Source organism: Paraburkholderia sp. BL6665CI2N2, assembly GCF_004366535.1.
In the GTDB taxonomy this organism is placed as follows: Bacteria; Pseudomonadota; Gammaproteobacteria; order Burkholderiales; family Burkholderiaceae; genus Paraburkholderia.
In genome coordinates, this window is record NZ_SORC01000001.1 from 7,907,341 (window position 1) to 7,932,504 (window position 25,164).

At 64.0% G+C, this 25,164-nt stretch carries 25 protein-coding genes and 2 pseudogenes; 10 read left to right on the plus strand and 17 right to left on the minus strand.

From position 1 onward, the window contains the following. Positions 1-2 precede the first annotated feature (2 nt). On the minus strand, positions 3-923 hold the full coding sequence (locus tag B0G81_RS35480; protein ID WP_134142106.1) for a LysR family transcriptional regulator: 921 nt from the start codon (positions 921-923) through the stop codon (positions 3-5). Between the two features lie 105 nt (positions 924-1,028). Here B0G81_RS35480 and B0G81_RS35485 point away from each other — a divergent pair. The 4 genes and pseudogenes from B0G81_RS35485 to B0G81_RS35500 all read left to right on the plus strand — a co-directional run bounded on the left by B0G81_RS35485 (position 1,029) and on the right by B0G81_RS35500 (position 4,592). After that, a pseudogene (locus B0G81_RS35485) lies at positions 1,029-2,313 on the plus strand (aromatic ring-hydroxylating dioxygenase subunit alpha). Beyond that, positions 2,310-2,811 (plus strand): annotated as a pseudogene (locus tag B0G81_RS35490) (aromatic-ring-hydroxylating dioxygenase subunit beta). Before B0G81_RS35485 ends, B0G81_RS35490 begins: the two co-directional pseudogenes overlap by 4 nt. Positions 2,812-2,851: 40 nt before the next feature. Further along, positions 2,852-3,235, plus strand: coding sequence for a tautomerase family protein (locus B0G81_RS35495; RefSeq protein ID WP_134142111.1), 384 nt, complete (start codon positions 2,852-2,854; stop codon positions 3,233-3,235). A gap of 40 nt (positions 3,236-3,275) precedes the next feature. Next, positions 3,276-4,592: an MFS transporter gene (locus B0G81_RS35500; protein ID WP_134142113.1), complete on the plus strand. Its 1,317-nt coding sequence runs from the start codon at positions 3,276-3,278 to the stop codon at positions 4,590-4,592. 10 nt (positions 4,593-4,602) lie between these two features. On the opposite strand, the gene B0G81_RS35505 is transcribed toward B0G81_RS35500, so the two are convergent. Next, the gene (locus B0G81_RS35505) at positions 4,603-6,099 is read right to left on the minus strand and encodes an ATP-binding protein (protein ID WP_134142115.1); all 1,497 of its coding nucleotides are present in this window, start codon (positions 6,097-6,099) and stop codon (positions 4,603-4,605) included. Between the two features lie 236 nt (positions 6,100-6,335). Here B0G81_RS35505 and B0G81_RS35510 point away from each other — a divergent pair, with 236 nt between their 5' ends. From B0G81_RS35510 to B0G81_RS35530, 5 genes are all read left to right on the plus strand, one after another. Then, a complete protein-coding gene (locus B0G81_RS35510; protein WP_134142117.1) occupies positions 6,336-7,514 on the plus strand; it encodes an acyl-CoA dehydrogenase family protein in 1,179 nt (392 codons plus the stop codon). A gap of 56 nt (positions 7,515-7,570) precedes the next feature. Continuing rightward, positions 7,571-7,948, plus strand: coding sequence for a hypothetical protein (locus B0G81_RS35515; protein ID WP_106284362.1), 378 nt, complete (start codon positions 7,571-7,573; stop codon positions 7,946-7,948). Between the two features lie 20 nt (positions 7,949-7,968). After that, positions 7,969-8,484, plus strand: coding sequence for a nuclear transport factor 2 family protein (locus tag B0G81_RS35520; RefSeq protein WP_134142119.1), 516 nt, complete (start codon positions 7,969-7,971; stop codon positions 8,482-8,484). Next, positions 8,481-9,605, plus strand: a complete 1,125-nt coding sequence (locus B0G81_RS35525) for an amidase (protein ID WP_134142121.1) — start codon at positions 8,481-8,483, stop codon at positions 9,603-9,605. The genes B0G81_RS35520 and B0G81_RS35525 overlap by 4 nt, the downstream gene beginning before the upstream one ends. A 61-nt stretch (positions 9,606-9,666) precedes the next feature. After that, positions 9,667-10,410 carry an SDR family oxidoreductase gene (locus B0G81_RS35530; RefSeq protein WP_134142123.1) on the plus strand — a complete coding sequence of 248 codons (744 nt, stop codon included), beginning with the start codon at positions 9,667-9,669 and terminating at the stop codon, positions 10,408-10,410. A gap of 67 nt (positions 10,411-10,477) precedes the next feature. Here the strand turns inward: B0G81_RS35530 and B0G81_RS35535 are convergent, their stop codons facing one another. Further along, positions 10,478-11,140, minus strand: a complete 663-nt coding sequence (locus B0G81_RS35535) for a response regulator (RefSeq protein ID WP_134142126.1) — start codon at positions 11,138-11,140, stop codon at positions 10,478-10,480. Positions 11,141-11,399: 259 nt separating this feature from the next. Between B0G81_RS35535 and hpaC the strand changes: the two genes are divergently transcribed. Beyond that, positions 11,400-11,939: a 4-hydroxyphenylacetate 3-monooxygenase, reductase component gene (hpaC, locus tag B0G81_RS35540; protein ID WP_134142128.1), complete on the plus strand. Its 540-nt coding sequence runs from the start codon at positions 11,400-11,402 to the stop codon at positions 11,937-11,939. Between the two features lie 28 nt (positions 11,940-11,967). Here the strand turns inward: hpaC and B0G81_RS44190 are convergent, their stop codons facing one another. The 14 genes from B0G81_RS44190 to B0G81_RS35610 form a co-directional block, all read right to left on the minus strand. After that, positions 11,968-12,165 carry a hypothetical protein gene (locus B0G81_RS44190; RefSeq protein ID WP_208328583.1) on the minus strand — a complete coding sequence of 66 codons (198 nt, stop codon included), beginning with the start codon at positions 12,163-12,165 and terminating at the stop codon, positions 11,968-11,970. Between the two features lie 66 nt (positions 12,166-12,231). After that, positions 12,232-13,155: a hydrogenase nickel incorporation protein HypB gene (gene hypB / locus B0G81_RS35550; protein ID WP_134142131.1), complete on the minus strand. Its 924-nt coding sequence runs from the start codon at positions 13,153-13,155 to the stop codon at positions 12,232-12,234. Further along, positions 13,155-13,484, minus strand: a complete 330-nt coding sequence (gene hypA / locus B0G81_RS35555) for a hydrogenase maturation nickel metallochaperone HypA (protein WP_116117079.1) — start codon at positions 13,482-13,484, stop codon at positions 13,155-13,157. The genes hypB and hypA overlap by 1 nt, the downstream gene beginning before the upstream one ends. Before the next feature lie 20 nt (positions 13,485-13,504). Then, positions 13,505-14,587: a hydrogenase expression/formation protein HypE gene (gene hypE / locus B0G81_RS35560; RefSeq protein ID WP_134142135.1), complete on the minus strand. Its 1,083-nt coding sequence runs from the start codon at positions 14,585-14,587 to the stop codon at positions 13,505-13,507. Beyond that, positions 14,584-15,837 carry a hydrogenase formation protein HypD gene (hypD, locus tag B0G81_RS35565; protein WP_134142137.1) on the minus strand — a complete coding sequence of 418 codons (1,254 nt, stop codon included), beginning with the start codon at positions 15,835-15,837 and terminating at the stop codon, positions 14,584-14,586. Before hypD ends, hypE begins: the two co-directional genes overlap by 4 nt. After that, positions 15,834-16,541, minus strand: coding sequence for an SIS domain-containing protein (locus tag B0G81_RS35570; RefSeq protein WP_116141571.1), 708 nt, complete (start codon positions 16,539-16,541; stop codon positions 15,834-15,836). The genes hypD and B0G81_RS35570 overlap by 4 nt, the downstream gene beginning before the upstream one ends. Positions 16,542-16,572: 31 nt before the next feature. Continuing rightward, positions 16,573-16,848 (minus strand): HypC/HybG/HupF family hydrogenase formation chaperone, encoded by a 276-nt coding sequence (locus tag B0G81_RS35575; protein ID WP_116117083.1) that lies wholly within the window; start codon positions 16,846-16,848, stop codon positions 16,573-16,575. Positions 16,849-16,878: 30 nt separating this feature from the next. Then, positions 16,879-19,290, minus strand: a complete 2,412-nt coding sequence (hypF, locus tag B0G81_RS35580; protein WP_134142141.1) for a carbamoyltransferase HypF — start codon at positions 19,288-19,290, stop codon at positions 16,879-16,881. 186 nt (positions 19,291-19,476) lie between these two features. Next, complete coding sequence (locus B0G81_RS35585; protein ID WP_134142145.1) at positions 19,477-20,028, minus strand: hydrogenase maturation protease; 552 nt, start codon at positions 20,026-20,028, stop codon at positions 19,477-19,479. Then, on the minus strand, positions 20,025-21,437 hold the full coding sequence (locus tag B0G81_RS35590; protein ID WP_134142147.1) for a hypothetical protein: 1,413 nt from the start codon (positions 21,435-21,437) through the stop codon (positions 20,025-20,027). The genes B0G81_RS35585 and B0G81_RS35590 overlap by 4 nt, the downstream gene beginning before the upstream one ends. Next, positions 21,434-22,093, minus strand: a complete 660-nt coding sequence (locus B0G81_RS35595; RefSeq protein WP_116117087.1) for a DUF6084 family protein — start codon at positions 22,091-22,093, stop codon at positions 21,434-21,436. The genes B0G81_RS35590 and B0G81_RS35595 overlap by 4 nt, the downstream gene beginning before the upstream one ends. Then, the gene (locus B0G81_RS35600) at positions 22,086-22,724 is read right to left on the minus strand and encodes a DUF5947 family protein (protein ID WP_134142149.1); all 639 of its coding nucleotides are present in this window, start codon (positions 22,722-22,724) and stop codon (positions 22,086-22,088) included. The genes B0G81_RS35595 and B0G81_RS35600 overlap by 8 nt, the downstream gene beginning before the upstream one ends. Beyond that, positions 22,721-23,314: a NifU family protein gene (locus tag B0G81_RS35605; RefSeq protein WP_166679107.1), complete on the minus strand. Its 594-nt coding sequence runs from the start codon at positions 23,312-23,314 to the stop codon at positions 22,721-22,723. The genes B0G81_RS35600 and B0G81_RS35605 overlap by 4 nt, the downstream gene beginning before the upstream one ends. After that, positions 23,311-25,125 carry a nickel-dependent hydrogenase large subunit gene (locus tag B0G81_RS35610; protein ID WP_134142157.1) on the minus strand — a complete coding sequence of 605 codons (1,815 nt, stop codon included), beginning with the start codon at positions 25,123-25,125 and terminating at the stop codon, positions 23,311-23,313. The genes B0G81_RS35605 and B0G81_RS35610 overlap by 4 nt, the downstream gene beginning before the upstream one ends. Positions 25,126-25,164: the final 39 nt, after the last annotated feature.

Genomic DNA, 25,164 nt, shown 5'->3' on the forward strand with positions numbered 1-25,164 from the left:
TGTCACTTCTCGTCGAAGCGCCTGACGATATCCGCCATCAGGTTGCGCAGCCACACGTTGCCCTCGTCCTGATCGAAATGCTCGTGCCAATGCATCGTGACCGCCGCGATCGGCAAGGTCACGGGCAAATCATAGATCTGAAAGGCGCCGTCGCGATTGAAAATGTGCGCGAGGCGGCGCGGCAGCGTAGCGAACAGATCGGTCACGGCCAATACGCTCGGCAAGGCCACGAAATGCGGTAGTTCCAGCGCGATATGACGGCCGACGCCTTGCGTGCGGAATTCGTCGTCGAGCGCGTGGTGGCTGTGCTCGACCGACGTGATCTGCACGTGCGACGCATCCAGAAAAGCTTTCAGGCTCAGTTCCTTCGTGCGCGGCAAGCCGCGCCGCTTCCTCGTCATACATACGTACGTCTCTTCGAACAGCGCCTGATGCCGCGTGCGCGCGGTCAGCATGGGCAGATTGCCGATGGCGAAATCGAGCCGGCTCGCGCGCAGTGCATCTTCCATTTCCTCGACCGGCAGCGGCTCGATACGCAGCCTCACACGCGGCGCTTGCCGGTGCAACGCCTCGCAGATCGGCGGCAGATAGGCCAGTTCGCCCGCGTCCGACAGTGACAGCCGGAACGTGCGCGTGCTCACCGCCGGGTCGAAATGCTCCGCGTAACGCAGCGCTTCGCGCACAGTGTCGAGCGCGCGGGACACGATGGTCGACAACTCCAGCGCGATCGGTGTGGGCTGCATGCCGGCGCGCGTGCGGATGAAGAGCGGATCGTCGAACAGCGTGCGCAAACGCCCCAGCGAATAGCTGATGGCAGGCTGCGACAGCGCCAGCCGCTCGCCCGCCCGAGTCAGGCTGCGCTCTTCGACGATCGCCTGAAAAACGCGCAGCAAATTGAGGTCGACGTGATCCAGCGAGTTCATCAAGATATCCATGTGGTTGATTTTCTATTTCATTTTAGATCAATTTGACGCATATCAAGCAGTCGACGAAACTTGCCTTCATCGACCACCCCACCTACACGAGCCATGAGCGAATCCTCATATCAGACCGTCGATACGAGCGCGTTGTATCAGCGCGCGCAGTCCGACCGCGTGGCCCCTTCGCTGTACTACGACCCGGCTGTCTTCGAAGCGGAACTCGAGCGCATTTTCTACAAGACGTGGATCTGGGTCGCGCACGAAAGCGAGCTGCCGAATCCGGGCGACTTCCGCACCACCACGATCGGTCGCCAGCCGGTGATCGTGGTGCGCGACAAGAGCGGCGCGGTCAACGTCTTGCAGAACCGTTGCCGTCATCGCGGCGCGACCGTCTGCGAACAGCACAAGGGCAACGCGAAAGGCTTCACGTGCCCGTATCACAGCTGGACCTACGGCCTCGACGGTGCCTTGCGCGCGCTGCCGTACGGCGACGGTTACGAAGGCGAGATCGACAAGACCGAACTGCCGCTCGCCAGTCTGCGCGTGGGCATCTATCAAGGCCTGATCTTCGCGAGCTTCAATCAGGAGATCGAGCCGCTGGAAGATTTCCTCGGCGGCGCCAGGCCGTGGATCGATCTGTTCATGAAGCAAGGCGCCGGCTATCCGATCAAGGCCAACGGCGAACACCGCTTCCGCTTTAACGGCAACTGGAAGATCCAGCTCGAGAACACCACCGACCTGTATCACTTCCCCGTGGTCCACAAATCGTGGATGAAATCGATCGACGACGAAACCGCCGCCGCGATCACCAGTTTCATGACGAGCGACCAGGCCTTTTGCCGCTCGCTCGGCAACGGCCACAGCCTCGCCGTGCTGGTGCCGGAAATCGTCGATCTCGACAAGGACGACGGCGCGCCGATTCCCGAGCGCTTCGAAGAACTCGCCGTCTCGCTCGCGAAGGACCACACGCCGGAGGAAGTGCGCCGCGTCGTGCGCTCGCTGATGGGCGTCGGCTTCAACCTGAATCTGTTTCCGAACCTCGCGCTGTCGATGGCGTTTTTTCCGCGTACTGCGGCCCATTTCCGCGAACGAGACCGAGATCCGTCACGTCGCGCTCGCCATGGACGGCGGCCCCGAAGAAGCGAACCGCGTGCGCCTGCGCATTCACGAACACTTCCAGGGCCCGTTCGGTTTCGGCAGCCCGGACGACGCCGAAGCATGGGAGCGCGTGCAACGCGGCTCGCATGCCGGCCCCGATCTGCCGATTCTCGTCAACCGAGGCCTGAATCGCGAGAGCACCGCGCCGAACGGCGAAAAGACCGCGCACGCCACCGACGAAACCGGCATGCGCGAAGCGTACGCGCAATGGCGCACGATGATGGAGCAGGCATGATGGACGACAGGAACACGCTGTTTTCGCAGAAGACTTTTGCCGGCGCAATCGAACTCATCTGGCGCGAAGCCGAGTTGCTGGACCGCAAGGACTATCGCGAGTGGCTCACGCTGTGGGACCCGGCGGGCTTCTACGTGGTGCCGATCGAGCACGACACCACCGACTTCGCCGCCACGCTGAACTACGCGTACGACGATCAGGACATGCGCGAAAAAACGCGTGCAACGCATGACGTCCGGCTATTCGGCATCGGCCACCGACGCTGCCCGCACCGTTCGCACCGTGTCGCGCTTCACGCTCACGAGCGACGCCAGCGACGAAGTCACGGTGAATTCGGCGCAAGTGATCGTCGCGTATAAACGCGGCAAGTCGACGCTGTTCGCGGCGGACCTCACGCATCGCATCGGTTTCGCGAGCGGCGAGCCGCGCATTGTGCAGAAGGTGATCCGCCTGATCGATTCGACCGACGCGTTGAGCGCGATCGGCTTTCTGCTCTGATCTTCTGGTCTTCTGGTCTTCAAAAACCGCGAGCGCAGCCATGCCTACACTAGAAGTTTATTTGCCGGACGGTCACTGGCCCGCGCGCAAGGCGCAATTGATCGCGGGCCTCACTCAGGCCACCGTGAAGGCCATCGGCGCGCCCGCCGAATCGGTGCGGATTCTGCTGAGTGAACTGCCGTCGCACGATTTCGGTTCGGGCGGCGTGAGCAACGCGAATGGTCGGGCGCCGCTGCTGACCATCGTGGCGATCCTGATCGCGGGCCGCACGCCCGCGCAGAAGGAAGCCCTGATCTCCGCGCTCAGCCTGACCGGCGCGGACGTGCTCGACACGCCGCTCGACGCCGCCCGCGTGATGATCAAGGACATTCCGAATACCGATTTCGGCATTGGCGGGCAGACCGCGAAATCACTGGGGCGCTAGCGCTCTTCCTTTTAGTCGACGCGAACCAACGGGCACGCAGATGCAAAACGACACGCTTTCTCCCACGGCCGGATCGCCAACTGTATCCACGGCACCGGCCACCTCGCAAACCTTGCGGCGGATCATTGTCGCCTCGGTGCTCGGCAATGCGCTCGAGTGGTACGACTTTTTTCTGTACGGCACGGCCGCCGCGCTGATCTTCGGACCATTGTTCTTCCCGCTGCACGGCGATCCGCTACTCGGCACGCTGGCCGCTTTCGCGGGCTTCGCGATCGGTTTCCTCGCGCGGCCGCTGGGCGGTATCGTGTTCGGCCATATCGGCGACCGGCATGGCCGCAAGCGCGCGCTCGTCATCACGCTGATGATGATGGGCGTGGCCACCTTCGGCATCGGCCTGTTGCCCACATTCTCGCAAGTCGGCTTTCTCGCGCCCGCCGCGCTCGTGTGTTTGCGAGTCGTGCAGGGCATTGCGTCAGGCGGCGAATGGGGCGGCGGTGTGCTGCTGATCAGCGAGAGCGCGCCGGCCAATCGTCGCGGCTACTATGCGGCGTTCAGCCAGTTGGGTGTGGCGGGTGGCTTCGTGTTGTCGGCGGCTGCGTTTTATCTGGTGCAGCGCTTGCCGGTGGAAAGCTTCATGTCGTGGGGCTGGCGTGTGCCGTTTCTGGCCAGCGTGCTGATCTTCGGCGTCGGCGTGTATATTCGCCGGCGCTTGCCGGAGAGCCGCGACTTCACCGCCGCCAAACCGAAGCACATGCCTGTGCTGACGGTGCTGCGCAATCATCCGAAGCAGGTGTTGCAAGCGATGGGGCTGCGCGTCGCCGAAAACGGCGGAACGTATATCTTTCTTTCGTTCGTGCTGGTGTACGGCAAGACGATCGGCGTGCCCGTTTCAGTGATGCTCGGCGGCGTGATGGCCGCCATGCTGCTCGAACTCGTGACGATCGTATTGTGGGGACGTCTATCGGATGTAATCGGACGGCGGCCCGTGTATATGATCGGAGCGCTCGGGCTGGTGGTGATCGCATTTCCCGCCTTCTGGCTGATCGACACGCATCAGCCGATGCTGGTGTTCCTCTCGCTCGTGCTCGGCCTGCCCTTCTGCCATGCGGCGATGATCGGCACACAACCCGCGTTGATGGGCGAACTATTCCCCACTGAAGTGCGTTACTCGGGCATGGCGCTCGGCCACGAAATCGCTTCGGTGTTTTCCGGCGGACTCGCGCCGCTCGTGGCGACCGCGCTGTATGCGCAAGTGCGCGCGCCGTGGCCGGTCGCGCTGATGCTGATCGGCTTCGGCGTGATTACCGCGCTCACGCTCGTGACGATTCCGCGCAACACCAGCACCACGCATGATTGATCTGTTGCACTCAACCGGCCGGCGCGGCGGCGAGCGGCAGCGAGAAGCTGCATTCGAGCCCGCCATGCCTAGCGGGTTTTGCCCAGATCTCGCCGCCGTGTCGCGTGACGATGTTCTTGCACAGCGAAAGCCCAATGCCGTTGCCGCCCGCTTTCGACGAAGAGAAGCCGTCGAACAGACGACCGTGAGCATCGGCGGGAACGCCTGGGCCGTTGTCGATGACCTGGGCAATCGCATATTTGCCGCGCAGGTGCGTGACGAGGCGAAGCTCACGGCTCTCCGGGATTGCGCTTTTGTTTGTCCCCTCTCCAAGCGCTTCAATCGCGTTGAAGGCCAGATTCAATACCACCTGGCCGATCAATACACGCTCAACGTATACGGGCAGCGGCTGCGTCGCCTGCTCGATCGTGAGCGTCACGCCCGCCTCGCGCGCGCGCAACTCGATAAAGTAGGCAACGTCCGCGAGCACCTCGCGCAGATCCGCATGCGTCTCGCTCGGCTCGCGCTTGACGATGTAATCGCGCACACTCTTGATGATCAATGCAGCATGCTCAGCCTGACGATCGGCGCTGCGCAAACCCCATACGGCGTCGTCGATCGCAGCGGGTTGCGCGAGCCGCCGGATCGAGCCTTCGATGAAGTTGCGCACGGCGGCAAGCGGCTGGCTCAGCTCATGAGCAATGGCGGTCGCCATTTCCCCCATCGCGTTGTAACGTCCCGCATATTCGAGCAAACGCGCTTCGTTGCGTCGCGCGTCTTCCACGGCGACTTCGTCCGTCACGTCGCGAAAGTGCAGCAGCCTTCCATTCAGGTCGTTTTCGATCTCGATACGGCGGCACGTAATACGCAGCCAGCGCGGCGTGCCGTCGCGCCGCGTGATGCGATAACGCTGCGGCGCCGACGGCTGAATCCGCGGCGCGTTCGCGAGCTGTTCCAGCAGACGCTCGCGGTCCGGCTCGCTGCAATAGTCGAGCACGGCGCCCATCGGCGCGCCCTCTTCCAGGCCGAGCACGCGGCGGCCGGATTCGCTGACGAATTCCACTTCGCCCGCGGGCGTCAGCACCGCGACGCCTTCGCCGAGATCCTGCATGAATTCGCGCAGCCGCGATTCGTAACGGCGCAGCGTTTGCTTGAGCGTGTCTTCAACGCTGATGTCGCGGAACTGCACCATCACCACCGCGCGCTCGCGCAGCGGCAAGTAAGTAGCGATCGCCTCGGACAACATGTCGGCGCCGGTGCGCGAGCGGTAACACCACTCGTAGACCTGCGGGCCTTCGGTGATCGAACGATCCATCGCGCCGACGCCGATCTCGCGGCGGTATTTCGGCACCGGCCGCGTCATGTCCTTCGCCTTGAGTGGCAGCAATTCGGCGAGCGTGAAGCCAAGCGCCTCACAGGCCGCGCGATTGGCCCACACGATCGCCTTGGTGTCTGCGTCGTGCAGCAGCACGCACAACGTGAGCGCGTCGAGCAGGCGGTGGAAGTCTTCTTCGGCGGGGAAATTCATCGGGGAATACGGCACGCAGGTTCGATTACGTATGGACGGAAACATAACACCAGTGCGCGTGGTGCGCGTCTGAAGATTTCTTTAGACGACCCCGGAGCATTACCTAAAACTGCGCCCCGCGTCCCAATTGAAGCGTTCTTTTTGCATTTCTAGACTGGTCTGAATCTGCGCGGCTCGTCGTTTCGGGCCCAACGTCATGCGTTTCAGTCAATAACGAATCAAGGAGAAGCCCCACCATGTCCGCCACCGCCGCCGTTGCTGCCGAACAGTCGAATACGTCGAACACGCCGAATACCACCCGCCTGCCGCTCGACGAAGTAATCGCCGAGATCGCCGCGCGCCGCGACGAATTCGACCGCCTTTCGCATGTGCCGCGTGACGTGATCGCGAAGCTCAAGCGTGCGGGTGTGTATCGCGCGGCCACGCCGCGGCGGTTCGGCGGCGACGCGCTGGCGCCTGCCCTGTTTCTCGACATGATCGAGCGCATCGCGATCGCGGACGGTTCGGCGGCGTGGGTCGCGAGCTTCGGCTCGGCCAACGTCTATCTGGCGGCGCTGCCGTTGCATACGCAAGCAGAAATCTATGCCGACGGCCCCGATCAGGTGTTCGCGGGCGGCCTCTTCCCGGTGCAGCCCGCACAACCCGCTGACGGCGGCTGGCGTGTGAACGGCACGTGGAAGTTCGCGAGCGGCTGCAAAGGCGCGGACTGGCTCGGCGTGGGCATTGGTGTCGGTGCTCCAGGTGCGGGCGGTAAGCCGCGCACGGCCGTGTTCCGTCCGCATCAGGTGGAAATCGTCGAGAACTGGGAGGTGGTCGGCATGCAGGGCACCGGCAGTCACGATCTGCGCGTCGCCGACCAGTTCGTCGCGGACGACTGGACCTTCGTGCGTGGCGGCGAACCGTGCGTGGACGAGCCGTTGTATCGCTACCCAACCATCGCCTACGCCGCGCAAGTGCTCGCCGTCGTCAATCTCGGCCTCGCCCGCGCCGCGCTCGACGTCGCCAACCACATGGCCGGCGGCCGCAAGACGACCACAGGCGCGCCGCAACTCGCCGACCGCGCGTACTACCGCATCGAACTCGCCAAAGCCGAGGCGCAATTGCGCTCGGCGCGCGCATTCTTCTACGACACCACTCACCAGGTCTGGCAATCGATCCTCGCCGGCAATCCCGTCACCGCGGATCAAGTGAGCCTGCTGCGTCTCGCGGCGACGCAGATCGCCCGCGAAGGCGCCGACGTCGTGCAACGCGCTTACCGGCTCGGCGGCACGATGGCGATTTATCGCTCGCATCCGCTGCAACGCCTGATGCGCGATTCGATGGTCGTGACCCAGCACGCGTTTCTCGGCGAAGGCAACTATGACGGCGCCGGTGCGGTGTTCGTCGGCGTGCCGCCGATTCCGGGCTACCTGTAAGCCATTTTCTGATCCATCACTATCCGCACAATCAGGATTGCAAGGAGCAACATTTCATGTCCGATACGTCAACGCTGCCACTACGTGTTCTGTTCTGCTGCGGCGTCACGCAGAATTTCTTCGACCTGCCGCGCGAACAGATCGGCGAAGTCTGGCAGGCTTACGGCAAGATGCTGGCCGCGATCGAGTCGATGGAAGGCGTCAAGGTGCTCGGCATCATGGACGACGACCGCCTCACCGTGGGCCATGCCGACAACTCGCCGTGGACCTTCTACATCATGGCCGACGTGCGCGATTTCGACACGACTGTCGCCGTGTGCAATCTGTATCGCACCACGCCGGTGGGCGAATACAATCTGTGGCGCTACGGCAAGATCGAAGCGCGTGTCGGACGCGCGCTGCAAGTGCCGCCGCAACACGCCAATGCCGCTTGAGCGTAACGGAGCGCACTGCAATGAACGCTAACCAGGATACGCTTGCCATGTTGACCGAACGGCTTGCCGCGCTCGAAGCCGAATCGGCCGTGCGCCGCACCATGGCGCGCTATATGGCGCTATGCGACGTGCCGTCCGGCGTGCTCGAAGGCGAGACGCTCGCGGCTCTCTTCTGCGCCGACGCGATCTGGGAGGGAATCGGCCCACAGTACGCGAGCAAGTTCGGCCGCCTGACGGGCCACGCTGAAATTCTCGCGATGCTCACACGCTACCTGCCGCCCTCGCCGCATTTCTCGGTGAATGTGCACTTCCTCACGTCGGAAAGCATCGACGTTCAGGAGGCGAGCGCGAAAGGCCGCTGGATCATGCTGCAGGCCTCGGGCTATGTCGATGCGCCGGCCGAACTGATCTCGGCGCGTCTCGAAGTGGATTTCGCGCCTGCCGATAACGGCCGCGACTGGCTCATCACGCACTTTCGCACGGAGCGCCTGTTCGACGCGCCGTGGCAAGTCAATGCAAGGAAACCGCACCCATGAACGAGTTTATCCAGACGCTGTCGTTAGGCGGCACCGGTCCGAGCATCACGATCAAGGACACGATCGATATCGCCGGTTACGCCACCACCGCCGCGAGCCGCGCGCTCGCCGATACGCCGCCCGCGCAACAGCATGCGGAAGTCGTCGAACGTTTGATCGCTTCCGGCTGGCACATCATCGGCAAAGCGAACATGCATGAGCTGGCGTTCGGCATGACCGGTATCAACGACTACACCGGCACGCCGCAGAATCCGCAGGACGCTGCGCGTATTCCAGGCGGATCGTCGAGCGGATCGGCGGCGGCAGTCGGTCTGAAACTCGCCGACGCCGCACTCGGCACCGATACCGGCGGCTCGATTCGCGGACCCGCCGCATGCTGCGGCGTGATCGGATTGAAGCCCACCTTCGGGCGCGTGTCGCGGCTCGGCGTGGCGCCGCGAGAATCCACGCTCGATTGTGTCGGACCGTTTGCTCGCGACATGCGCACGCTCGTTGCCGCGATGCAGACCATCACCGCTAACTTCAATACGAATGCCGCGCACACATGGCAAGGCGCGTGCAAGGTCGGCATCGTGCAGGCGGAGGCCACGGCCGAAATTCTCGACGCCGTGACGCGCGCGGCCGACAAGGCGGGTTGTGTCGCGCACAAGCTGTCGCTTGCCGGTCTCGCCGCCGCCTTCGACGCGGGCGTCGCCGTGATCAACGTCGAGACCTCGCGCGCGTTCGGCCATCTGGTGGCAAGCGGCAAACTCGGCGCGGATCTCGACGCGCGCCTGCGCGCCGCGGCCGACACCACCGCCGCGCAACTCGACGCGGCGGAACGGGTGCGCCGCGACTTCACTGCGGCGGTCGACCACGCGCTCGACAATGTCGACGTGCTGATTCTGCCCACGCTTCCCGCGCTGCCGATCACGCTTGAACAGGCGCGCAGCGGCACGTCGGTGATCGCCATGTCGTCGCTGATCCGGCCGTTCAATCTGAGCGGCCATCCCGCGCTGAGTTTGCCGTTGCCGATCCGCGGCTCGTCGCTCAAGGCAGGTTTGCAGATCGTCGGACGCAAGGGCCAGGACGAGCAGGTGTGCGCGATCGCGGCGCGTTTCGAAGCCGCCCTCGCCGCTTGATTCGCTTGGGCGATGCCTCGGGCTCGAACAGCGGCCGTTATTTCGAAGTGGAGTGAATGCAATGCAGAAGAGAGTCGTTCTTGTCACCGGCGCCGCGCGCGGTCTGGGCGCCGCGATCGCCACGCGCTTTCATGCGGCGGGTTACGCGGTCGCCATCGGCGATATCGCGTTCGATGCCGCACAAGCGCTCGCGCGCGATCTCAGCGCCGACGGTTCCACTGCGTTCGCGCTGAATCTCGACGTCACCGCGAAAGCCGCCTTCACTACGGCGCGCGACGCGATCCTGCAGCGCTGGGGGCGTATCGACGCGTTGGTAAACAACGCGGGGGCCTCCAAAGTCGTCTCCGTGATGGATATAACGGCCGAGCAATTCGATCAGGTCATCAACGTCAACTTGCGCAGCGTGCTGTTCGGCTGCCAGGTGTTCGGCCAGCATTTCGCCGACGTAGGCGCGGGCCGTATCGTCAATATCGCGTCGCTCGCGGGACAGAACGGCGGCTCCGCAACCGGCGCGCACTATGCGGCCGCGAAAGGCGGTGTGATTACGCTTACCAAGGTCTTCGCGCGCGATCTCGGCGCGGCGGGCGTGACCGTCAACGCCATTTCCCCCGGACCGATGGACCTGCCGATCGTGCATGAAAGCGTGGCGCCCGACAAACTGAAGGCGGTGATCGCGAACATTCCAGCGGGACGTCTGGGCTCCGCGGATTATGTCGCCGATGTCGCCGTGATGCTCGCCGCGGAACATGCCTACTTCGCGAACGGCGCGTGCTGGGATGTGAACGGCGGACTCTTCATGCGCTGATGCTGATGCTGATGCTGATGCTGATTCAGTTGCGGTTGCGCGCGAACGCCACAGCGGCATGCATGCATCAACGCGGAATGGCACCCACGTTCGCGTCCTGATCCCACACCGCCATCACCTCGCGCACCAGCATCGCGATCGACGCCGCGCCGAGCTTGTCCTTGATGCTCGCGCGATGCACGTCGACGGTCTTCACGCTGATCGACAGATCGCTGGCAATGCGTTTGCTACCTTTGCCGTCGATCACGCCACGCAAGACTTCTTTTTCACGCGCGGTCAGCGACTCGATCCGCTTGCGCAACTCGCGCTGCTTCTGGCCGGCCGCATGACGAAGCGCCGCGAGCTTCAATGCGCGTTGCACGCGGTCGAGCATCTGCTGCGAGTTATACGGTTTCTCGACGAAATCGATCGCGCCATTTTGCAGCGCGCGCACCGACATCGGAATATCGCCGTGGCCGCTCACGAAAATAATCGGCAACGTGACGCCCTGGCGATTCAATTCCGCTTGCACATCGAAGCCGCTTTGCTCCGGCATGCGCACGTCGAGCACGAGACAGGCGGGCACGTCCGCATTGAATGCGCCGAGAAACTCGCTCGCATTGGCGAAACCCGCCGACTTCACGCCAACTGATTCCAGCAGCCACGCGAGCGACGTGCGCATGCCGCTGTCGTCATCGACGATGTAGACGATCGGTGCGAGGGGCGTGGCGGATGGCGAGGACTGGGACATGGTGGTCGTTGTAGATGCGATTCGAAGCGTAATACCCGGTTCATCATAACCAGCGGGAAAAGCGCTGCAAAGCGATAGTTACCCTGAAAGACTCATTAATCGTGGTGCATGTGTCCAGTGTTCAACCACACATTGGGGAAAGCTTTAGATGCACCAGGAAACACGCCCGCCCACCTGCCGCTCGCGCGGATTTTTTTCTGCATGGCGATTGAGTACGCTTGAATCCAATCACTCGACACCTGCCCGAGGAATCCAAACGATGACGCCGACCCAACACGCGATGCCCGACGCCGAAGCACACATCGACGTCAAACAGCAATTCCGTCAAGCCATGGCGCACCTCAGTGCCGCCGTGAACGTCATCACGACAGCCGGCCCGCACGGACGTTGCGGCGTGACCGCGAGCGCCGTGTGCTCCGTCACGGATACGCCCCCCACACTGCTCGTCTGCCTGAACCGGTCGAGCGCGATGCATGCCACCTTCCAGAGCAACCGGCAGGTTTGCGTCAACGTGCTGCCCGGCGAGCACGAACTGCTCGCACGCCACTTCGCGGGCATGACCCAGGTGCCGATGGACGAACGCTTCGGCTGGCCGATCTGGGATGAAGGCGCGCACGGCGTGCCGGTCCTGCGCGACGCATTGGCGAGTCTGCAAGGCGAGATCGTCGACCTGAAGGAAGTCGGCTCGCACTCGGTGATGTTCGTGAAGACCACACGCATCAGCGTGCGCAGCGATGGCGACGGGTTGATCTACTTCGATCGCAACTTCCATCGCATCAAACGCGTGGCATCGCATTGATCACGCACAGTGGCGGTGTGTGTGGCAGTCAGAGCACATCGGCGCGAACGGTATCGAACTGGAAAACCGATGCCGACACGACGGCTTCGACGAAACAGTCGATCAGATAATCGCAGGCCGACCAATTTGCCCGTAGGTCGGCATGAAACAGGCGGTTGCCGCGATCAACGGGCCAACTGCTTCGGCGGATGATAAGCAGGCGGTGGTGCGGATTGGCATGCGCCATAAATTCTGACTCTGGCTCACAGAAGCGGTGGCTCACCGTGTATATGCGGTGGCCTCGCTCCTCACTCTACGCATGAATCGAGGTTGCTCTCGTCCGCAACCACCCATACCACCCATCCATTCCCTCCCCGCTCTGCGCCGACACCTGAAGAATCTCCATTTGCGGATTGACACGCTTCGCATACGCGACACAGCGCTCTACATCGAAGCGCAAATGCGGCAGCAAGTCGATCTTGTTCAGCAACAGCAGCGAACACGCCCGGAACATATGCGGATACTTGATCGGCTTATCCTCGCCTTCGGTCACCGAAAGAATCAAAACCTTGGCCGCTTCACCGAGATCGAATAACGCCGGGCACACCAGATTGCCGACGTTTTCGATCATCACCACCGAATGCAACGGCGGGTCGAGTTGTGTCAGCGCCCTCGACGCCATCTCCGCGTCGAGATGGCACCCAGTGCCGGTGTTGATCTGCACCACTCGCGCGCCGGTTGCGCGAATCCGCTCGGCGTCATTGAGCGTAGCCTGATCGCCTTCGATCACCGTCAGCGGGAACGCGTTACCCAGATCGCGGATCGTCCGTTCGAGTAAGGTCGTCTTGCCGGCGCCCGGCGAACTCATCAGGTTCAGCGCGAGTATCGAACGGCCGGCGAGCCAGCCGCGATTGCGTTCGGCCAGTAGCTGGTTTTTTGCCAGGATGTCGCGTTCGAGGTCGATCGAGGTGCTGTGTTCGTGTTCATGTTCGTGATGATGGTGTGGGACATCTCCATGCTCATGCTCGTGATCATCGCGTTGGCTGTGTGAGTGTGAATGTGAATGCGAATGGCCACCGACACCCGCATGCGGATGCTCGCCGACTCGCCGATAAGCGTTTGCAGCTGAACCCGCGCTGCTGCTTTCCGGCCGCGCCTGTGCACCACCCTCCACCGTCTCATCCAGATCGGTCACTGCCGCGCTCTGCGTATTCGAACATCCGCATGTCGTACACATCACACCACCTCCATCTGCCGGATCTTCAACTGCTGACCGGAAATCAGTTCGAGACTCTCGCTCCCGCAGGCGCACTGCCCGTACGGCACGTCGAGCGCGACCGTCGCACCGCACGTGAGACAGCGCGCCTCGCCCGGCATCACGACGATCTCGAGCGCCGCGCCTTCCACCGACGTATCCTTCGCGCACACGTCGAAGCAGAACCGGATCGCCTCCGGCATCACCGCCGACAGTTGCCCGATCTCCAGCGTCACGCGCCGCACGCGCGCGCCGTGCGCCTGTTCCGCGCAAATCTCGACGACGCTGTTCGCAATGCTCAACTCGTGCACGCCGCGCTCCCTTTGACCGCTCAGCAGATGCGCGGCAGTTGCTCGCCCACCAGCATATCGACGATGCGTTGTCCGCCGAACACCGTCTGCATGACGACAAGTCCGCTCGCCTCCGCCTCGCTGCGTTCGACCGTGCCGATCACCGCCGCCTCGCGTCCCTGCGGATGCGCGCGCATGGCCGCCAGCACGCGTTCGGCGGCATCGGCCGGCACGACGGCCACCAGCTTGCCTTCATTGGCGAGATACAGCGGGTCCAGGCCGAGAATCTCGCACGCGCCCTTCACCTGTTCACGCAAGGGCAGCGCGGCTTCATCGAGCCGTATCGTCACGTTCGAACTTTGCGCGAATTCATTGAGCACGGTCGCGACGCCGCCGCGCGTCGCATCGCGCAGACAGTGGATATGCGGGCACGCGTCGAGCATCGCTGCGATCAGGCCGTTGAGCGGACAGCAGTCGCTTCCCATGTCGGCTTCGAGGGCAAGCTGCTGACGCGCCACCAGAATCGCCGCGCCGTGATCGCCGAGATACCCGTTGACGATCACCACGTCGCCGAGACGCGCGTGGCGCGCCGAGATCGCGACATCGCGGCGCACCACACCAATTCCCGCGGTGTTGATGAACAGTTTGTCGGCGCAACCGCGCTCCACCACTTTCGTGTCGCCCGTGACGATCGCGACGCCGGCTTCGAGCGCGACACGCTGCATGCTCGCCGCCACGCGGCGCAGAAGATCGACGGAGAATCCCTCTTCGATCACCACCGCGCACGACAAATATAAAGGCGTCGCGCCGCACACCGCCAGGTCGTTCACCGTACCGGACACCGCCAGCGTGCCGATGTCGCCGCCCGGAAAGAACAGCGGATCGACCACATAGCTATCGGTCGTAAAGGCAAGCCGGTCGCCGTGCGCGGCGAGATCGGCGAGCGCGAAGACGGCCTGATCTTCCAGCGCCGCGAGCGTGGGATTGTCGAACGCCGACACGAACACGTCTTCGATCAGATCGCGCATTGCGCGGCCACCGCCACCGTGCGCGAGATTGACGGATGCGTCCCGCACGCGGCGTGGCGCGCTGGATTTGATCGAGGTGGCAGCGCGGTCATTCATGGGCCGCCTCGCACGGTGGAGGTGGCGAGCATCGCCGCAGCCGCATCGGCCACGCCGCCCGCGCCGAGACACGGCGCTACCTGAGTCGCCAACTCAGCCGCCGCTTGCCGCGCCGCGCGCCGTTCATCGATCCGCGACGTATCGATGCGCCCATAGTTGTAATACGCCGCGCACGCCCCTTCGCTCGAGACCATCAGCGCGCCGAGCGGCGACTCGGGCGTACACGCTGTGCCGAACACCTTGCATTGATGCGGCTTGATTACGCCCTTGAGCACCTCGCCACATTGACAGGCTTTCGGATCGGCGATCTTCAGATTCGGCACCGCGAACTTGCGCTCGGCGTCGAATGCCGCGAATGTCTCGCGCATCCGCACGCCGGAATGATCGATCGAGCCGAGTCCACGCCATTCGAAAAACTCACGCGTCTCAAACACCCGCGCCACGGCCGACAGCGCCTGCGCGTTGCCATCCTCCGGCACGATGCGTCCATACTGGTTCTCGACCTCGCAGCGGCCGTCCGCGATCTGCCTGAGCACCATCCACATCGACTGCAGCACGTCGAGCGGCTCGAAGCCGGCCACCGTGATCGGCTTGCGATAGTGCCGCGCGATGAAGTCATACGGGCGCGTGCCGATCACCATGCTGACATGTCCGGGGCCGAGAAAGCCGTCGAGGTGCAAGTCCGGCGAATCGAGAATCGCCTTGATGGTCGGAATGATGGTGATGTGATTGCAGAACAGCGAGAAATTCGCGAGCTTTTGCGCATGCGCCCGCAAGACGGTCATCGCGGTGCTCGGCATGGTCGTCTCGAAGCCAAGGCCGAAGAAGATCACCTCGCGGTGCGGATTGAGTTGCGCGATCTTCAATGCGTCGAGCGGCGAATAGACCATGCGCACGTCGGCGCCGTCGGCTTTCGCCTTGAGCAGGCTTTTCTTCGAACCGGGCACGCGCATCGCGTCGCCGAATGTCGTGAAAATCACTTCCGGACGCTCCGCCAGCGCGACACAATCGTCGACACGACCCATCGGCAGCACGCACACGGGACAGCCGGGACCGTGAACGAACTCTACGGTGTCGGGCAGCAGTTGCTGGATGCCGTAGCGGAAAATCGTGTGAGTGTGGCCGCCGCACACTTCCATGATTTGCAGCGGCCTTTGCTTCGCGCGCTCGATGCGCGACACCAGCGCGCGGATTTCTTTCGCGAGCGTTTTCGCCTTGTCCGGGTCGCGAAACTCATCGACGTATTTCATGGCGTGCCTCCCGCAGCAACCGTGGCCGAAGCGCCGAGACCGCCGCGATCGTCGGCGAGCAGCGTATGCACGAGATCCCACAGAATGTGATAAATCGCGACATGCGTCTCCTGCACGCGATGAATGCTGTCGCTTCTCACCACGAGGCAATGATCGAGCGCGGCGCTCGTGGCCATGCGTCCGCCGTCGTGACCGGAGAGTCCGATGGTCAGCAGTTCCATCTCTTTCGCCTTCGCGAATGCCGCCAGCAGGTTCTCCGAATTGCCGCTCGTCGACACGCCGATCAGCGCATCGCCGCGCCGTGCCTGCGCCACCAGTTGCCGGACGAAAATATGATTGAAGCCGACGTCGTTGCCGACCGCCGTCAACATGGCCATGTCGGCGACGAGATTGACGGCGGTGAGCGCGGGGCGTCCTGTCGTGACCGGATGAAGAAACTCGACCGCGATATGCGCCGCGTCGCAACTCGAACCGCCATTGCCCATCGCGAAGAGCCGTCCGCCACGGCGATACACATCGGCAATCGCGTGAGCCACGCGCACGACCTCGGGCGCGCTTTCCTCGAAGAAACGCGTTTTCGCGTCCACGCTGTCCTGCGCCTTGCGACGCACCGATTCGAGCAGGGCGGCGTCGAGCCGCTCCGCGTCCTGATGCGCGCCATGCAGGAACGGATACAACGCTTGCAGCGATTCGTGTTCGGGCATGACCGGTCTCCGTGTGCGGGTGCCGGCGCGCTCACGGCGCGCCGCGCAACTCATCCATCTCGCCCTGCGCGACGCCCAGTTCATGCAGCAGCGCAAGCGTGCGCGCCGCCTCCCGCTCGTCGACGCGGCTCATCGCAAAGCCGACATGCACCAGCACCCATTCGCCGACGCACGCGCTAGCCGGCCGGTCTTCGTCGATCACGAAGGCGATGTTGATCACGCGCCGCACACCGCCGACATTGACGAGCGCGAGATCGTTCGCCGCATCCGTCACTTCGACGATCTGCCCTGGAATGCCCAGACACATGTCGCTCTCCCCTCTACCCCGTGCAAACTATCAACCCTCGTCGCGCGGCCGTGCCGCCGCGATCACCGCCTGCCCGAGCGACAATCCGCCGTCGTTAGCCGGCACCTGGCGATGCGTCAGCACGCGAAAACCCCCTTCGTTGAGGCGCGTGGCGACCTGTTCGAACAGGATGCGGTTCTGGAACACGCCGCCCGAGAGCGCGACGCTGCGCGTGTCGGCCGGGCCCGTCAGCAGATCGGCAAGACACTCCACCATGCGCACGATCGCGATCGCCATGCCCTTGTGAAAACGCGCCGCGATCACCGGCACGGGCGTGCAGCGCAGCAGATCGTCGAGCAAGGCTTCCCACATTGGCCGGGGTTCGATGCAGCGCAACCCTCCTGGCATGGTGTTGGTCAGCTCGAACGGATACGCATGCGCGTCGCTGTCGTTGCGCAGTGTGTGCTGATCGACCAGCGCCTCCAGTTCGATCGCGGCCTGACCTTCGTAAAGCACGCGCTCACGGCACACGCCGAGCGTGGCGGCCACCGCGTCGAACAAACGGCCCGCCGAACTCGCGAGCGGGCTGTTCACGCGCTGCGCGATCATCGAATCGAGCGCCGCGCGCGGGCGGCTGCTCAGGAATTGCTGCATCTCCAGACCGCTGTAGTGCCGCGTGAATCCGTACCAGTCGAAAGCCGCCCGCAGATGCGCGTAGGCATTGCGCCACGGCTCGTCGATGGCGCGCGTGCCGCCCGGCATCGCCACCGGTTTGAAGCGGCCGAGCCGCGTATAGCCGCGATAGTCGGCCAGCATGAATTCGCCGCCCCACAGCGTGCCGTCGTCGCCGTAACCGAGACCGTCGAGCGCGACGCCTAGCATCGGCGACGCATCGAAGGGCACGCCGTTTTCGGCCATGCACGCGGCGAGATGGGCGTGATGATGCTGCACTTCGACCACTGGAATCTGCGAGGCTTGCGCGAGCTCGTAGCCGATCTTGCGCGACAGATACTCAGGATGAAGGTCGAGCGCGATTGCCTGCGGCTCATGCTCGAACAGACGCAGATACTGCGCCACCGCGCGGCGATAGTCCGCATACGTCAGCGCGTCTTCCAGATCGCCGATGTGATGCGAGACGATCGCCTGCGCACCTCGCGCAAGGCAGAAGGTGTTCTTGAGTTCGCCGCCCGTCGCCAGCACGGCCGGCGTATCGGCGAAACCTTTAGGCAACAGCAGCGGCGCCGGCGCATAGCCGCGCGCGCGCCGCACGATCCGCGCCGTTCCCCGCACCACGCGCGCGACCGAATCGTCGACCCGGCGCGAAATGTCGCGGTCGTGCATCAGGAAGACATCGGCGATACGGCCGAGACGCGCGCGGGCGTCCGCATTATCGATGCACGGCGGCTCGTCGCTGGTGTTGCCGCTCGTCACGACCAGCGCGGAATCGATCGACTCCATCAGCAGCCGATGCAGCGGCGTGGTCGGCAGCATGAAGCCCAATGTGCCGACGCCCGGTGCAACACTCGGCGCGACGCATTCGGCGCCATCGGCTGACAGAATCACGATAGGTCCGCCGGCGCTCGCGAGCAGCGCGCATTCGGCTTGATTCGGTGTGCAATACCGGTGCACCGCTTGCAGATCGCGCGCCATCAGCGCAAAGGGTTTGCGCTCGCGCCGTTTCAGCCGCCGCAGACGCGCGACCGCGGCTTCATCGTTCGCGCGGCAGGCCAGTTGAAAACCGCCTAAGCCCTTGATCGCGACGATCGCGCCATGCCGCAGCAACTGGCTTGCCGCGCGGCACGGATCGTCGCCGCGCACGCGCGCGCCATCGCGGCTCTCCAGCCAGACACGCGGGCCGCATGCGGGGCACGCGACCGGTTGCGCGTGAAAGCGCCGGTTGGCGGGATCGTCGTATTCCGCACGGCACGCGTCGCACATGACGAAGGCCGCCATGGTCGTATTGGCGCGATCGTAGGGAATGGCCTGCACGATCGACAGCCGGGGGCCGCAGTGCGTGCAGTTCGTAAAGGGGTAGCGATAGCGGCGGTTCGCCGGGTCGGCGGTATCCGCCGCGCAGTCGGCGCAGATGACCGCATCGGGCGTGACGCCGGTTTGCACCGGGCCGCGCACGCTCGGCACGATACGAAAGTCGCTTGCTCCGGTCGCCTCGTTCAACTCATGCCGCTCGATCGCGTCGATCCGCGCGAGCGGCGGACACTCGGCGCTCAGGCTGTCGATGAAACGCTGCAGCATCCACGCGTCGCCCCATGCGTGAATCAGCACGCCGTCGCTGTCGTTGCACACGTCGCCCACCACGCCGCAGGCATGCGCCAGCCGCCACACGGTCGGCCGGAAGCCGACGCCCTGCACCAGCCCGCGCACGCGGATCTCTTCACCCACCGGTCCCGCGACCGCCGGATGCTGCGTCGAACCCTGCCCGGCGGGCTGTGCATGCGTGCTCATCGCCATCTCCCTGACCGACGCCGCCTACATGTTGCGAATTCGGATATAGCGCTTGATGTCCTTCATATTTGCCAACACGCTCACCACCAATGCCGGCAATAAGAGGTACTTGAAAAAACCTTTCATGATGTCTCCCGCTTCAGTTATTCCACGCCGTATGCATGACGTGTCCGCACACCCCGCATATCAGGCCACGCGCGCGGCGCGCTGCGCGAGCCTCGCCGTCACGAGCCGCACCACTACGTCAGCGGCCAGTTCCACCGCAGCCGCCACGGGGCGGCTCAAACTCATTCGCCCCTCTTCGCCTTGTTCGCAACCGAAATCCTGCGGCTCGCAGCCGAGCACGACAATGTCCTCGCAGCAGCCGCCGAGCATGCGCACGGTATGCAATACCTTGGCGGGGTCCATCTCATGCGGCGACATCAGGATCGGCAGCGCGTACGGATCTTCGCTCGCTGTACCGTCCGACTCGTCGATGGACGGCTCGATCACGTACAGCGTGCCCGGCGCGCCGCCGCGCTGCGTGGCGTCGATCAGGATCGCGCTGTCCACGCCGTCGAGCAGCGCGTAACACAGATCGACGCCGCGAATGCCGAAGTCCGCGACGTCCACGTCCGCCGCGAATCCCGGCAAGTCGCCTGCGGCCAACTGTTGCTGCAAACGGCGCACCACTTCGACGCCGAAGCCGTCGTCGCCGAGAAACACGTTGCCGATGCCGGCCACCAGAATCGCGCTCATACGAGCCCCCGCCGTGCGCCGGCGGCCTGGCCGAGCGGCTCGATTTCGTCCGGCCCGAAGAAGAACCGGTGGCCCGGCATGCGCTGCACGCCGAAGTCCTTGCCCGGATCGTCGTCGATGGTCACGGCAACGTGCACGTGGTCGTCGAAATCGCGCTCGATCGATTCGATCGTCGCGACCATGCCGCTCAGCGCGATATCGAAGATGTCCGCGCGGCCGCGCGGGCGCAGACGCACCTGATCGCCGATGCGAATCTCCACGCCCGCGACCCGCACGCAGGCAAGATGCGGTCGCGCATCGAGTTCGGCCCACGGCGAAGCCGGCACGGCGCTCCGTGCCGGAGAAACCGGCGCGTCCACGCTCGCCGCATCGAGCGCGCGCACCTGCCGCAAGGTGCCGTGCAGCTTCTGCATCTGCTCGGCGCCCAGACCTTCGGTGCGCGCGAGCAAGGCGCGAGCGCGCTCGTCGGTGGCGACCATTTCGCGCTTTTCATCGTCGGTCATGGTGAGAATGCGCAGCGTGAGAATCTCGTCGATCTCCGTAGCGTCGAACAGATCGCCTGCGCTTTCGGGCGCGATCTGCGGGAAATCGTAGAGGATGATCGGCGAGGCGAGCATGGTGTCGGGCCGCTGTTCATCGCCGACCAGCACCGGCCACACGCCGATATTGCGGCACGCGGCCGAGGCCGCCGCGAGGTCGTCGGGCGGATCGATCGACGAGATCCATGTGCCGCGCTCGATGCTCAGCACGGTATGGCACGAGACCAGTGCATACAGCGACGCGGCATCGCGCGTGAGGTTGCGCGCCTGCTCGAGCGGCGTTTCATTGACGATGCGCACCTTCAGCCGATAGACGCCCGCCGCCACCCTCGCCGCACTGATTTCGACGCGCCCTTGCAGCGCCGCACGCGTGCGGCGCAACGCGCCACGCAGCGTGCCATGCCAGTCCGCCAGCGGTTCGAGTTCATGGCCGGCATCGAATGAAAAGGGAATCTCACGTGGGGCGTTCAGCAACTCGCCGAGCACCAGCACGGGCAGCGCGAGATGCCGTTCCGCCGCTTCCTGCCACGGCGTGTAGCGCTGTTCGTCGATATCGAGCCGGGATACCGTGCGCCATGCCGGCTCGCCCGACTCCGGCCGCACCGCGGCGCTCTCCGAGACGTCCAGCACCGTCCGCTCGATCACCTGCAAAAAGCCGGGCCGCACGGCCACGCGCGCGTGCTCGCCGCCGCGCAGCAGACACTCGCTTTGCGTCACCCACGGATCGCTGCCGGATACCTCCGCATAGGCGCGCGGATAAACGCCGCCGAAGGTCCAGCGTTGCCGGTTCTTCACCGAAGTCGGCCGGTACGGATACAGCATGTAGCCTTCGTACAGCACCGCCTGCACCACGCTCTCGACCGCGTTCACGATATGTCCTCCTCGAGCTTGTCGAGCAGACTCGTCACCGCCTGCTCCCAACTCGTCAGACCGCCACGGGTTTTAAAACGGGAGAGGCGATCGAACACGTCACGATGCAGGCATAGCCACGCGCCGTTCGGGTAATAGCGAGCCATCATGTCGCGCCATAACGCCACCGGAAGACGGTACGCTGCCTCCTTGTGCCATGGAATCGGCGCGGCCTGCAATGCGCCGTCGGGCTCGCGATAGAACACGGTGCCGCTGAACTGCAGCATCAGCGGAATCTCGCCCTCTTCCAGACCGTGAAAGTATTTGGTGGCGGCGACATTGAAGTCGTAGCTGCACGGTACGGTCAGATCGAGCGTGCATTCGCCGGTGAACGGTGGCGCGACCGCCGACGCATGCGTCCACAGCATCGTGCGTAACGTATCGCCCCAGCGCGGCGGAATACCGAACAGGTCTTCGAGCCCGTACTGCTCGGAGGGTGCGTAGCGACGTTTCGCGGCCTCGATCTGGATCTGGCATTGCAGCATGATGCTGGCGATCTCGAGCTGCGCCGACGGGTCAGCCGCCGTATCGACGATATGCAGCTTGAACATCAGCAGCGGCGCCACCGCAAACGGCACCACTTCCGCCGACTCGACGGTGAATGCGAGATCAGGCATGAAGCAAGCCCTCCGGTACGCGGCCATGAGTCTTCAACGCGGCGAAGAAACGATGGATCGCTTCCCAGGCCTGCCGGCCGCCCGAGACGCCGCGCCATCGCGCGCGAATCACGCCGGTCAGCGCATAACATTGGTCGATCGGCACACGGTAATACTCGCGCGCGCCTTCGCTGCGGTTCACGAGCAGCGCTTCGACGTCGGGCTCCAGTTGCGCGAGCCACGGGTTGTCGGCAACGAGTTCGGTCCACGCCTGCAGATCCAGCAGCGACTGCGTGCCGCCCGCCGGTCCGGGATACAGCGCGACGATATGTTGCGCCGAACTGTCGTAAAAGAAGAAAGCCATGTCGATGGGAATCGCCAGCGCGTCCCACTGCGCGTCGCTCATGCGAAAGCCGTCGAGATAACGCGCGTCGCGCGGCACCGGACGATAGCGCGCGTTCTGCTGATTGCCGAACAACAATGCGCAGGCACGGCAGCAGCAATGCAGTTGCCGTTTGGCAATCTCGAACAGATGAGGATGGTCGGCCAGCAGCAGCGCGCCGCACAACTCGCAGTGCGTGTCGTCGGCTTTGCGCACGAAATGGCGCACGGCCGCGACCCAGCCGCGCGTCGTGGCGACGGCGGACGTCATTGCGCGCCGGCCTCGGTCCGGCCGGCTACCCTGGTTTGCGTCTCAGTGCGCGTATTAGGCATGAAGCGCAGTTCATGCACGTTGACGTCCTGCAAACCCGCAATGTCGACACGCGTCGCCTCCGGCGCGGCTTCGAAAATCGCAAGCTCGATTTCCTGCCGCAATTCGCCGATCGAATTGTGCTTGCCTTGCAGACGCCCGGCCACTTTCACGCGTACCGCTTCTTCGGCGGCGTCGAGCAATTCGATCTGGATGCCCTGCACGCCGAGCAACGGCCGCATCTTCTCCACCGCTCGCGACACGCGCGTCGGCAGGTCTTGCGGATGCAAACCGTGCAACAGCAGCAGCGCCGATACGCCGGCGTCGCGTTCGAATGCTTCGAGCATGGCGTCGTCCATCGCCCCGACGGACGAAACGATTTCCAGCAGACGCGCGAGCCCGTTCGCATGCAGATCGAGCACCACCTGCAGCAGTTCCTGAGCGCTCTCGCGCGCCGCCGGATCGTCGAGCGTCTCCAGCGCCGCAATCAGTTCCTCGATGCGGCGTTGCTGGGCGGCGACCGGGCTTTGGTCGCTCGTCTGGGTGCTCACGTATGCGCTCCCTGCATCACACCGAAGGTCGGCGAGTGCGAGGTGTCGATGGTCTTGCCGTTGCCCACGTACATATGCACGCCGCACGGCAGGCATGGATCGAAGCTGCGCACCGCGCGCATGATGTCGATGCCCTTGAACTTGTCAGGGCCGTTCTCTTCGAAGATCGGCGTGTTCTGCACGGCGTCTTCATAAGGTCCGGGCGTGCCGTAGATATCGCGCGGATTGGCGTTCCATGGCGTGGGCGGATACGGATGGTAGTTGGCGATCTTGCCCTCGCGGATCACCAGGTGATGCGAGAGCACGCCGCGCACCGCCTCATGGAAGCCGCAGCCGAGCCCTTCTTCCGGCACCGTGAAGTCGCTGAACGTGCGGGTGCGGCCCGCGTGCAATTCGGCGAGCGCCTGCTCGGCGAAATACAGCGCCGCGGCTGCCGAATAAGCCTGAAAATACGTCCGGGCGCGATCGCGTTCGAGCGCATTGCTCCACTTCGGAATCTTCCATTCGAATTCGACCTCGGGCTTGAGCGCGGTCTTCGGCAAATAGATCTTCACGCTGTGACCGGTCGCCTTGATATAGCCGATATCCACCAGTCCCGCCAACGCCGTGGACCACAGTCGCGCAATCGGACCGCCGCCGGTATCGAGCGCGAGGTGGTCGCCCGTGCGCTTGTCGAGCCAGCGCGGCGACATTACCCACGTATAGTTGCCGTCGAATTTGCGCTTCTGCGGATGCGGCAGCGTGGTCTGATTCCACGGATGCTTGCGGTCCACTGGATTGCCGAGCGGGTCGTTCTTCACGAAGGTTTCTTCGTGATCCCAGTCGTCGTAATAGGAACTGCCGAGCAGAATGCGAATGTTCAGGTTGATGTCGACGAGATCGGTCGTGACCAGTTCTCCGTCCACCACCACGCCCGGCGTGACGAACATGCCGCGACCCCATTGCGTCATGGTGTTGTAGTTGTAGTCGCACACGTTCGGGTCCTGGAACGAGCCCCAGCAGCCGAGCAGAACACGGCGCCGGCCCACTTCTTCATAACCGGGTAATGCCTCGTAGAAGAAGTCGAACAGATCGTCGTGCAGCGGCACGACCTTCTTCATGAACTCCACGTATTTCATCAGGCGCGTGATGTAGTCGGTGAAGAGCTGAATGGTCGGCACGGTGCCCACACCGCCGGGATATAGCGTCGACGGATGCACGTGGCGCCCTTCCATCAGGCAGAACATTTCGCGCGTGTAGCGGCTCACCATCAGCGTCTCGCGGTAGAACTCGCCGGTAAACGGATTGAGCGCGGTCATGATCTCCGCGATGGTTTTATAGCCGTGCTTGTCCGCATGCGGAGCGGGTGTTTTTTGCGCCTTGGCCCACACGCCCGGATTCGTTTCCTTGACCATCGTCTCGCAGAAGTCCACGCCCACCAGGTTGTCCTGGAAGATGTTGTGGTCGAACATGTATTCGGCCGCTTCGCCGAGGTTGACGATCCACTCGGCGATCATCGGCGGCTTCACGCCGTAGGCCATGTTCTGCGCGTAGACCGAGCAGGTCGCGTGATTGTCGCCGCAAATGCCGCAGATCCGGCTCGTAATGAAATGCGCGTCGCGCGGGTCCTTGCCCTTCATGAAAATGCTATAGCCGCGAAAGATCGACGACGTGCTGTAGCATTCCGCCACCCGACGGTTCGCAAAATCGATCTTGGTGTAAATCCCCAGACTGCCGACGATCCGCGTAATCGGATCCCAGTTCATTTCGACCAGCTTGCCCGGCGCTGCCTGGGTGGTGCTGGTCGCTTCAGGTGCGGTGCTGACGGCCATGACCTTCTCCTGCTGACTATGCTGACGACACTGGCTGCG

Excerpts from the sequence above, each read along its gene's own strand:
- hpaC (WP_134142128.1), top strand. The coding sequence starts at position 11,400 with ATGACGCCGACCCAACACGCGATGCCCGACGCCGAAGCACACATCGAC.
- B0G81_RS35585 (WP_134142145.1), bottom strand. The coding sequence starts at position 20,028 with ATGAGCGCGATTCTGGTGGCCGGCATCGGCAACGTGTTTCTCGGCGAC.
- B0G81_RS35535 (WP_134142126.1), bottom strand. The coding sequence starts at position 11,140 with ATGTCCCAGTCCTCGCCATCCGCCACGCCCCTCGCACCGATCGTCTAC.
- B0G81_RS35500 (WP_134142113.1), top strand. The coding sequence starts at position 3,276 with ATGCAAAACGACACGCTTTCTCCCACGGCCGGATCGCCAACTGTATCC.
- B0G81_RS35530 (WP_134142123.1), top strand. The coding sequence starts at position 9,667 with ATGCAGAAGAGAGTCGTTCTTGTCACCGGCGCCGCGCGCGGTCTGGGC.
- B0G81_RS35520 (WP_134142119.1), top strand. The coding sequence starts at position 7,969 with ATGAACGCTAACCAGGATACGCTTGCCATGTTGACCGAACGGCTTGCC.
- B0G81_RS35505 (WP_134142115.1), bottom strand. The coding sequence starts at position 6,099 with ATGAATTTCCCCGCCGAAGAAGACTTCCACCGCCTGCTCGACGCGCTC.
- B0G81_RS35570 (WP_116141571.1), bottom strand. The coding sequence starts at position 16,541 with ATGCCCGAACACGAATCGCTGCAAGCGTTGTATCCGTTCCTGCATGGC.
- hypD (WP_134142137.1), bottom strand. The coding sequence starts at position 15,837 with ATGAAATACGTCGATGAGTTTCGCGACCCGGACAAGGCGAAAACGCTC.
- B0G81_RS35610 (WP_134142157.1), bottom strand. The coding sequence starts at position 25,125 with ATGGCCGTCAGCACCGCACCTGAAGCGACCAGCACCACCCAGGCAGCG.
- hypB (WP_134142131.1), bottom strand. The coding sequence starts at position 13,155 with ATGTGTACGACATGCGGATGTTCGAATACGCAGAGCGCGGCAGTGACC.
- B0G81_RS35525 (WP_134142121.1), top strand. The coding sequence starts at position 8,481 with ATGAACGAGTTTATCCAGACGCTGTCGTTAGGCGGCACCGGTCCGAGC.
- B0G81_RS35515 (WP_106284362.1), top strand. The coding sequence starts at position 7,571 with ATGTCCGATACGTCAACGCTGCCACTACGTGTTCTGTTCTGCTGCGGC.
- B0G81_RS44190 (WP_208328583.1), bottom strand. The coding sequence starts at position 12,165 with ATGGCGCATGCCAATCCGCACCACCGCCTGCTTATCATCCGCCGAAGC.
- B0G81_RS35510 (WP_134142117.1), top strand. The coding sequence starts at position 6,336 with ATGTCCGCCACCGCCGCCGTTGCTGCCGAACAGTCGAATACGTCGAAC.
- hypE (WP_134142135.1), bottom strand. The coding sequence starts at position 14,587 with ATGAATGACCGCGCTGCCACCTCGATCAAATCCAGCGCGCCACGCCGC.
- B0G81_RS35595 (WP_116117087.1), bottom strand. The coding sequence starts at position 22,093 with ATGCCTGATCTCGCATTCACCGTCGAGTCGGCGGAAGTGGTGCCGTTT.
- hypF (WP_134142141.1), bottom strand. The coding sequence starts at position 19,290 with ATGAGCACGCATGCACAGCCCGCCGGGCAGGGTTCGACGCAGCATCCG.
- B0G81_RS35600 (WP_134142149.1), bottom strand. The coding sequence starts at position 22,724 with ATGACGTCCGCCGTCGCCACGACGCGCGGCTGGGTCGCGGCCGTGCGC.
- B0G81_RS35575 (WP_116117083.1), bottom strand. The coding sequence starts at position 16,848 with ATGTGTCTGGGCATTCCAGGGCAGATCGTCGAAGTGACGGATGCGGCG.
- B0G81_RS35480 (WP_134142106.1), bottom strand. The coding sequence starts at position 923 with ATGAACTCGCTGGATCACGTCGACCTCAATTTGCTGCGCGTTTTTCAG.
- B0G81_RS35495 (WP_134142111.1), top strand. The coding sequence starts at position 2,852 with ATGCCTACACTAGAAGTTTATTTGCCGGACGGTCACTGGCCCGCGCGC.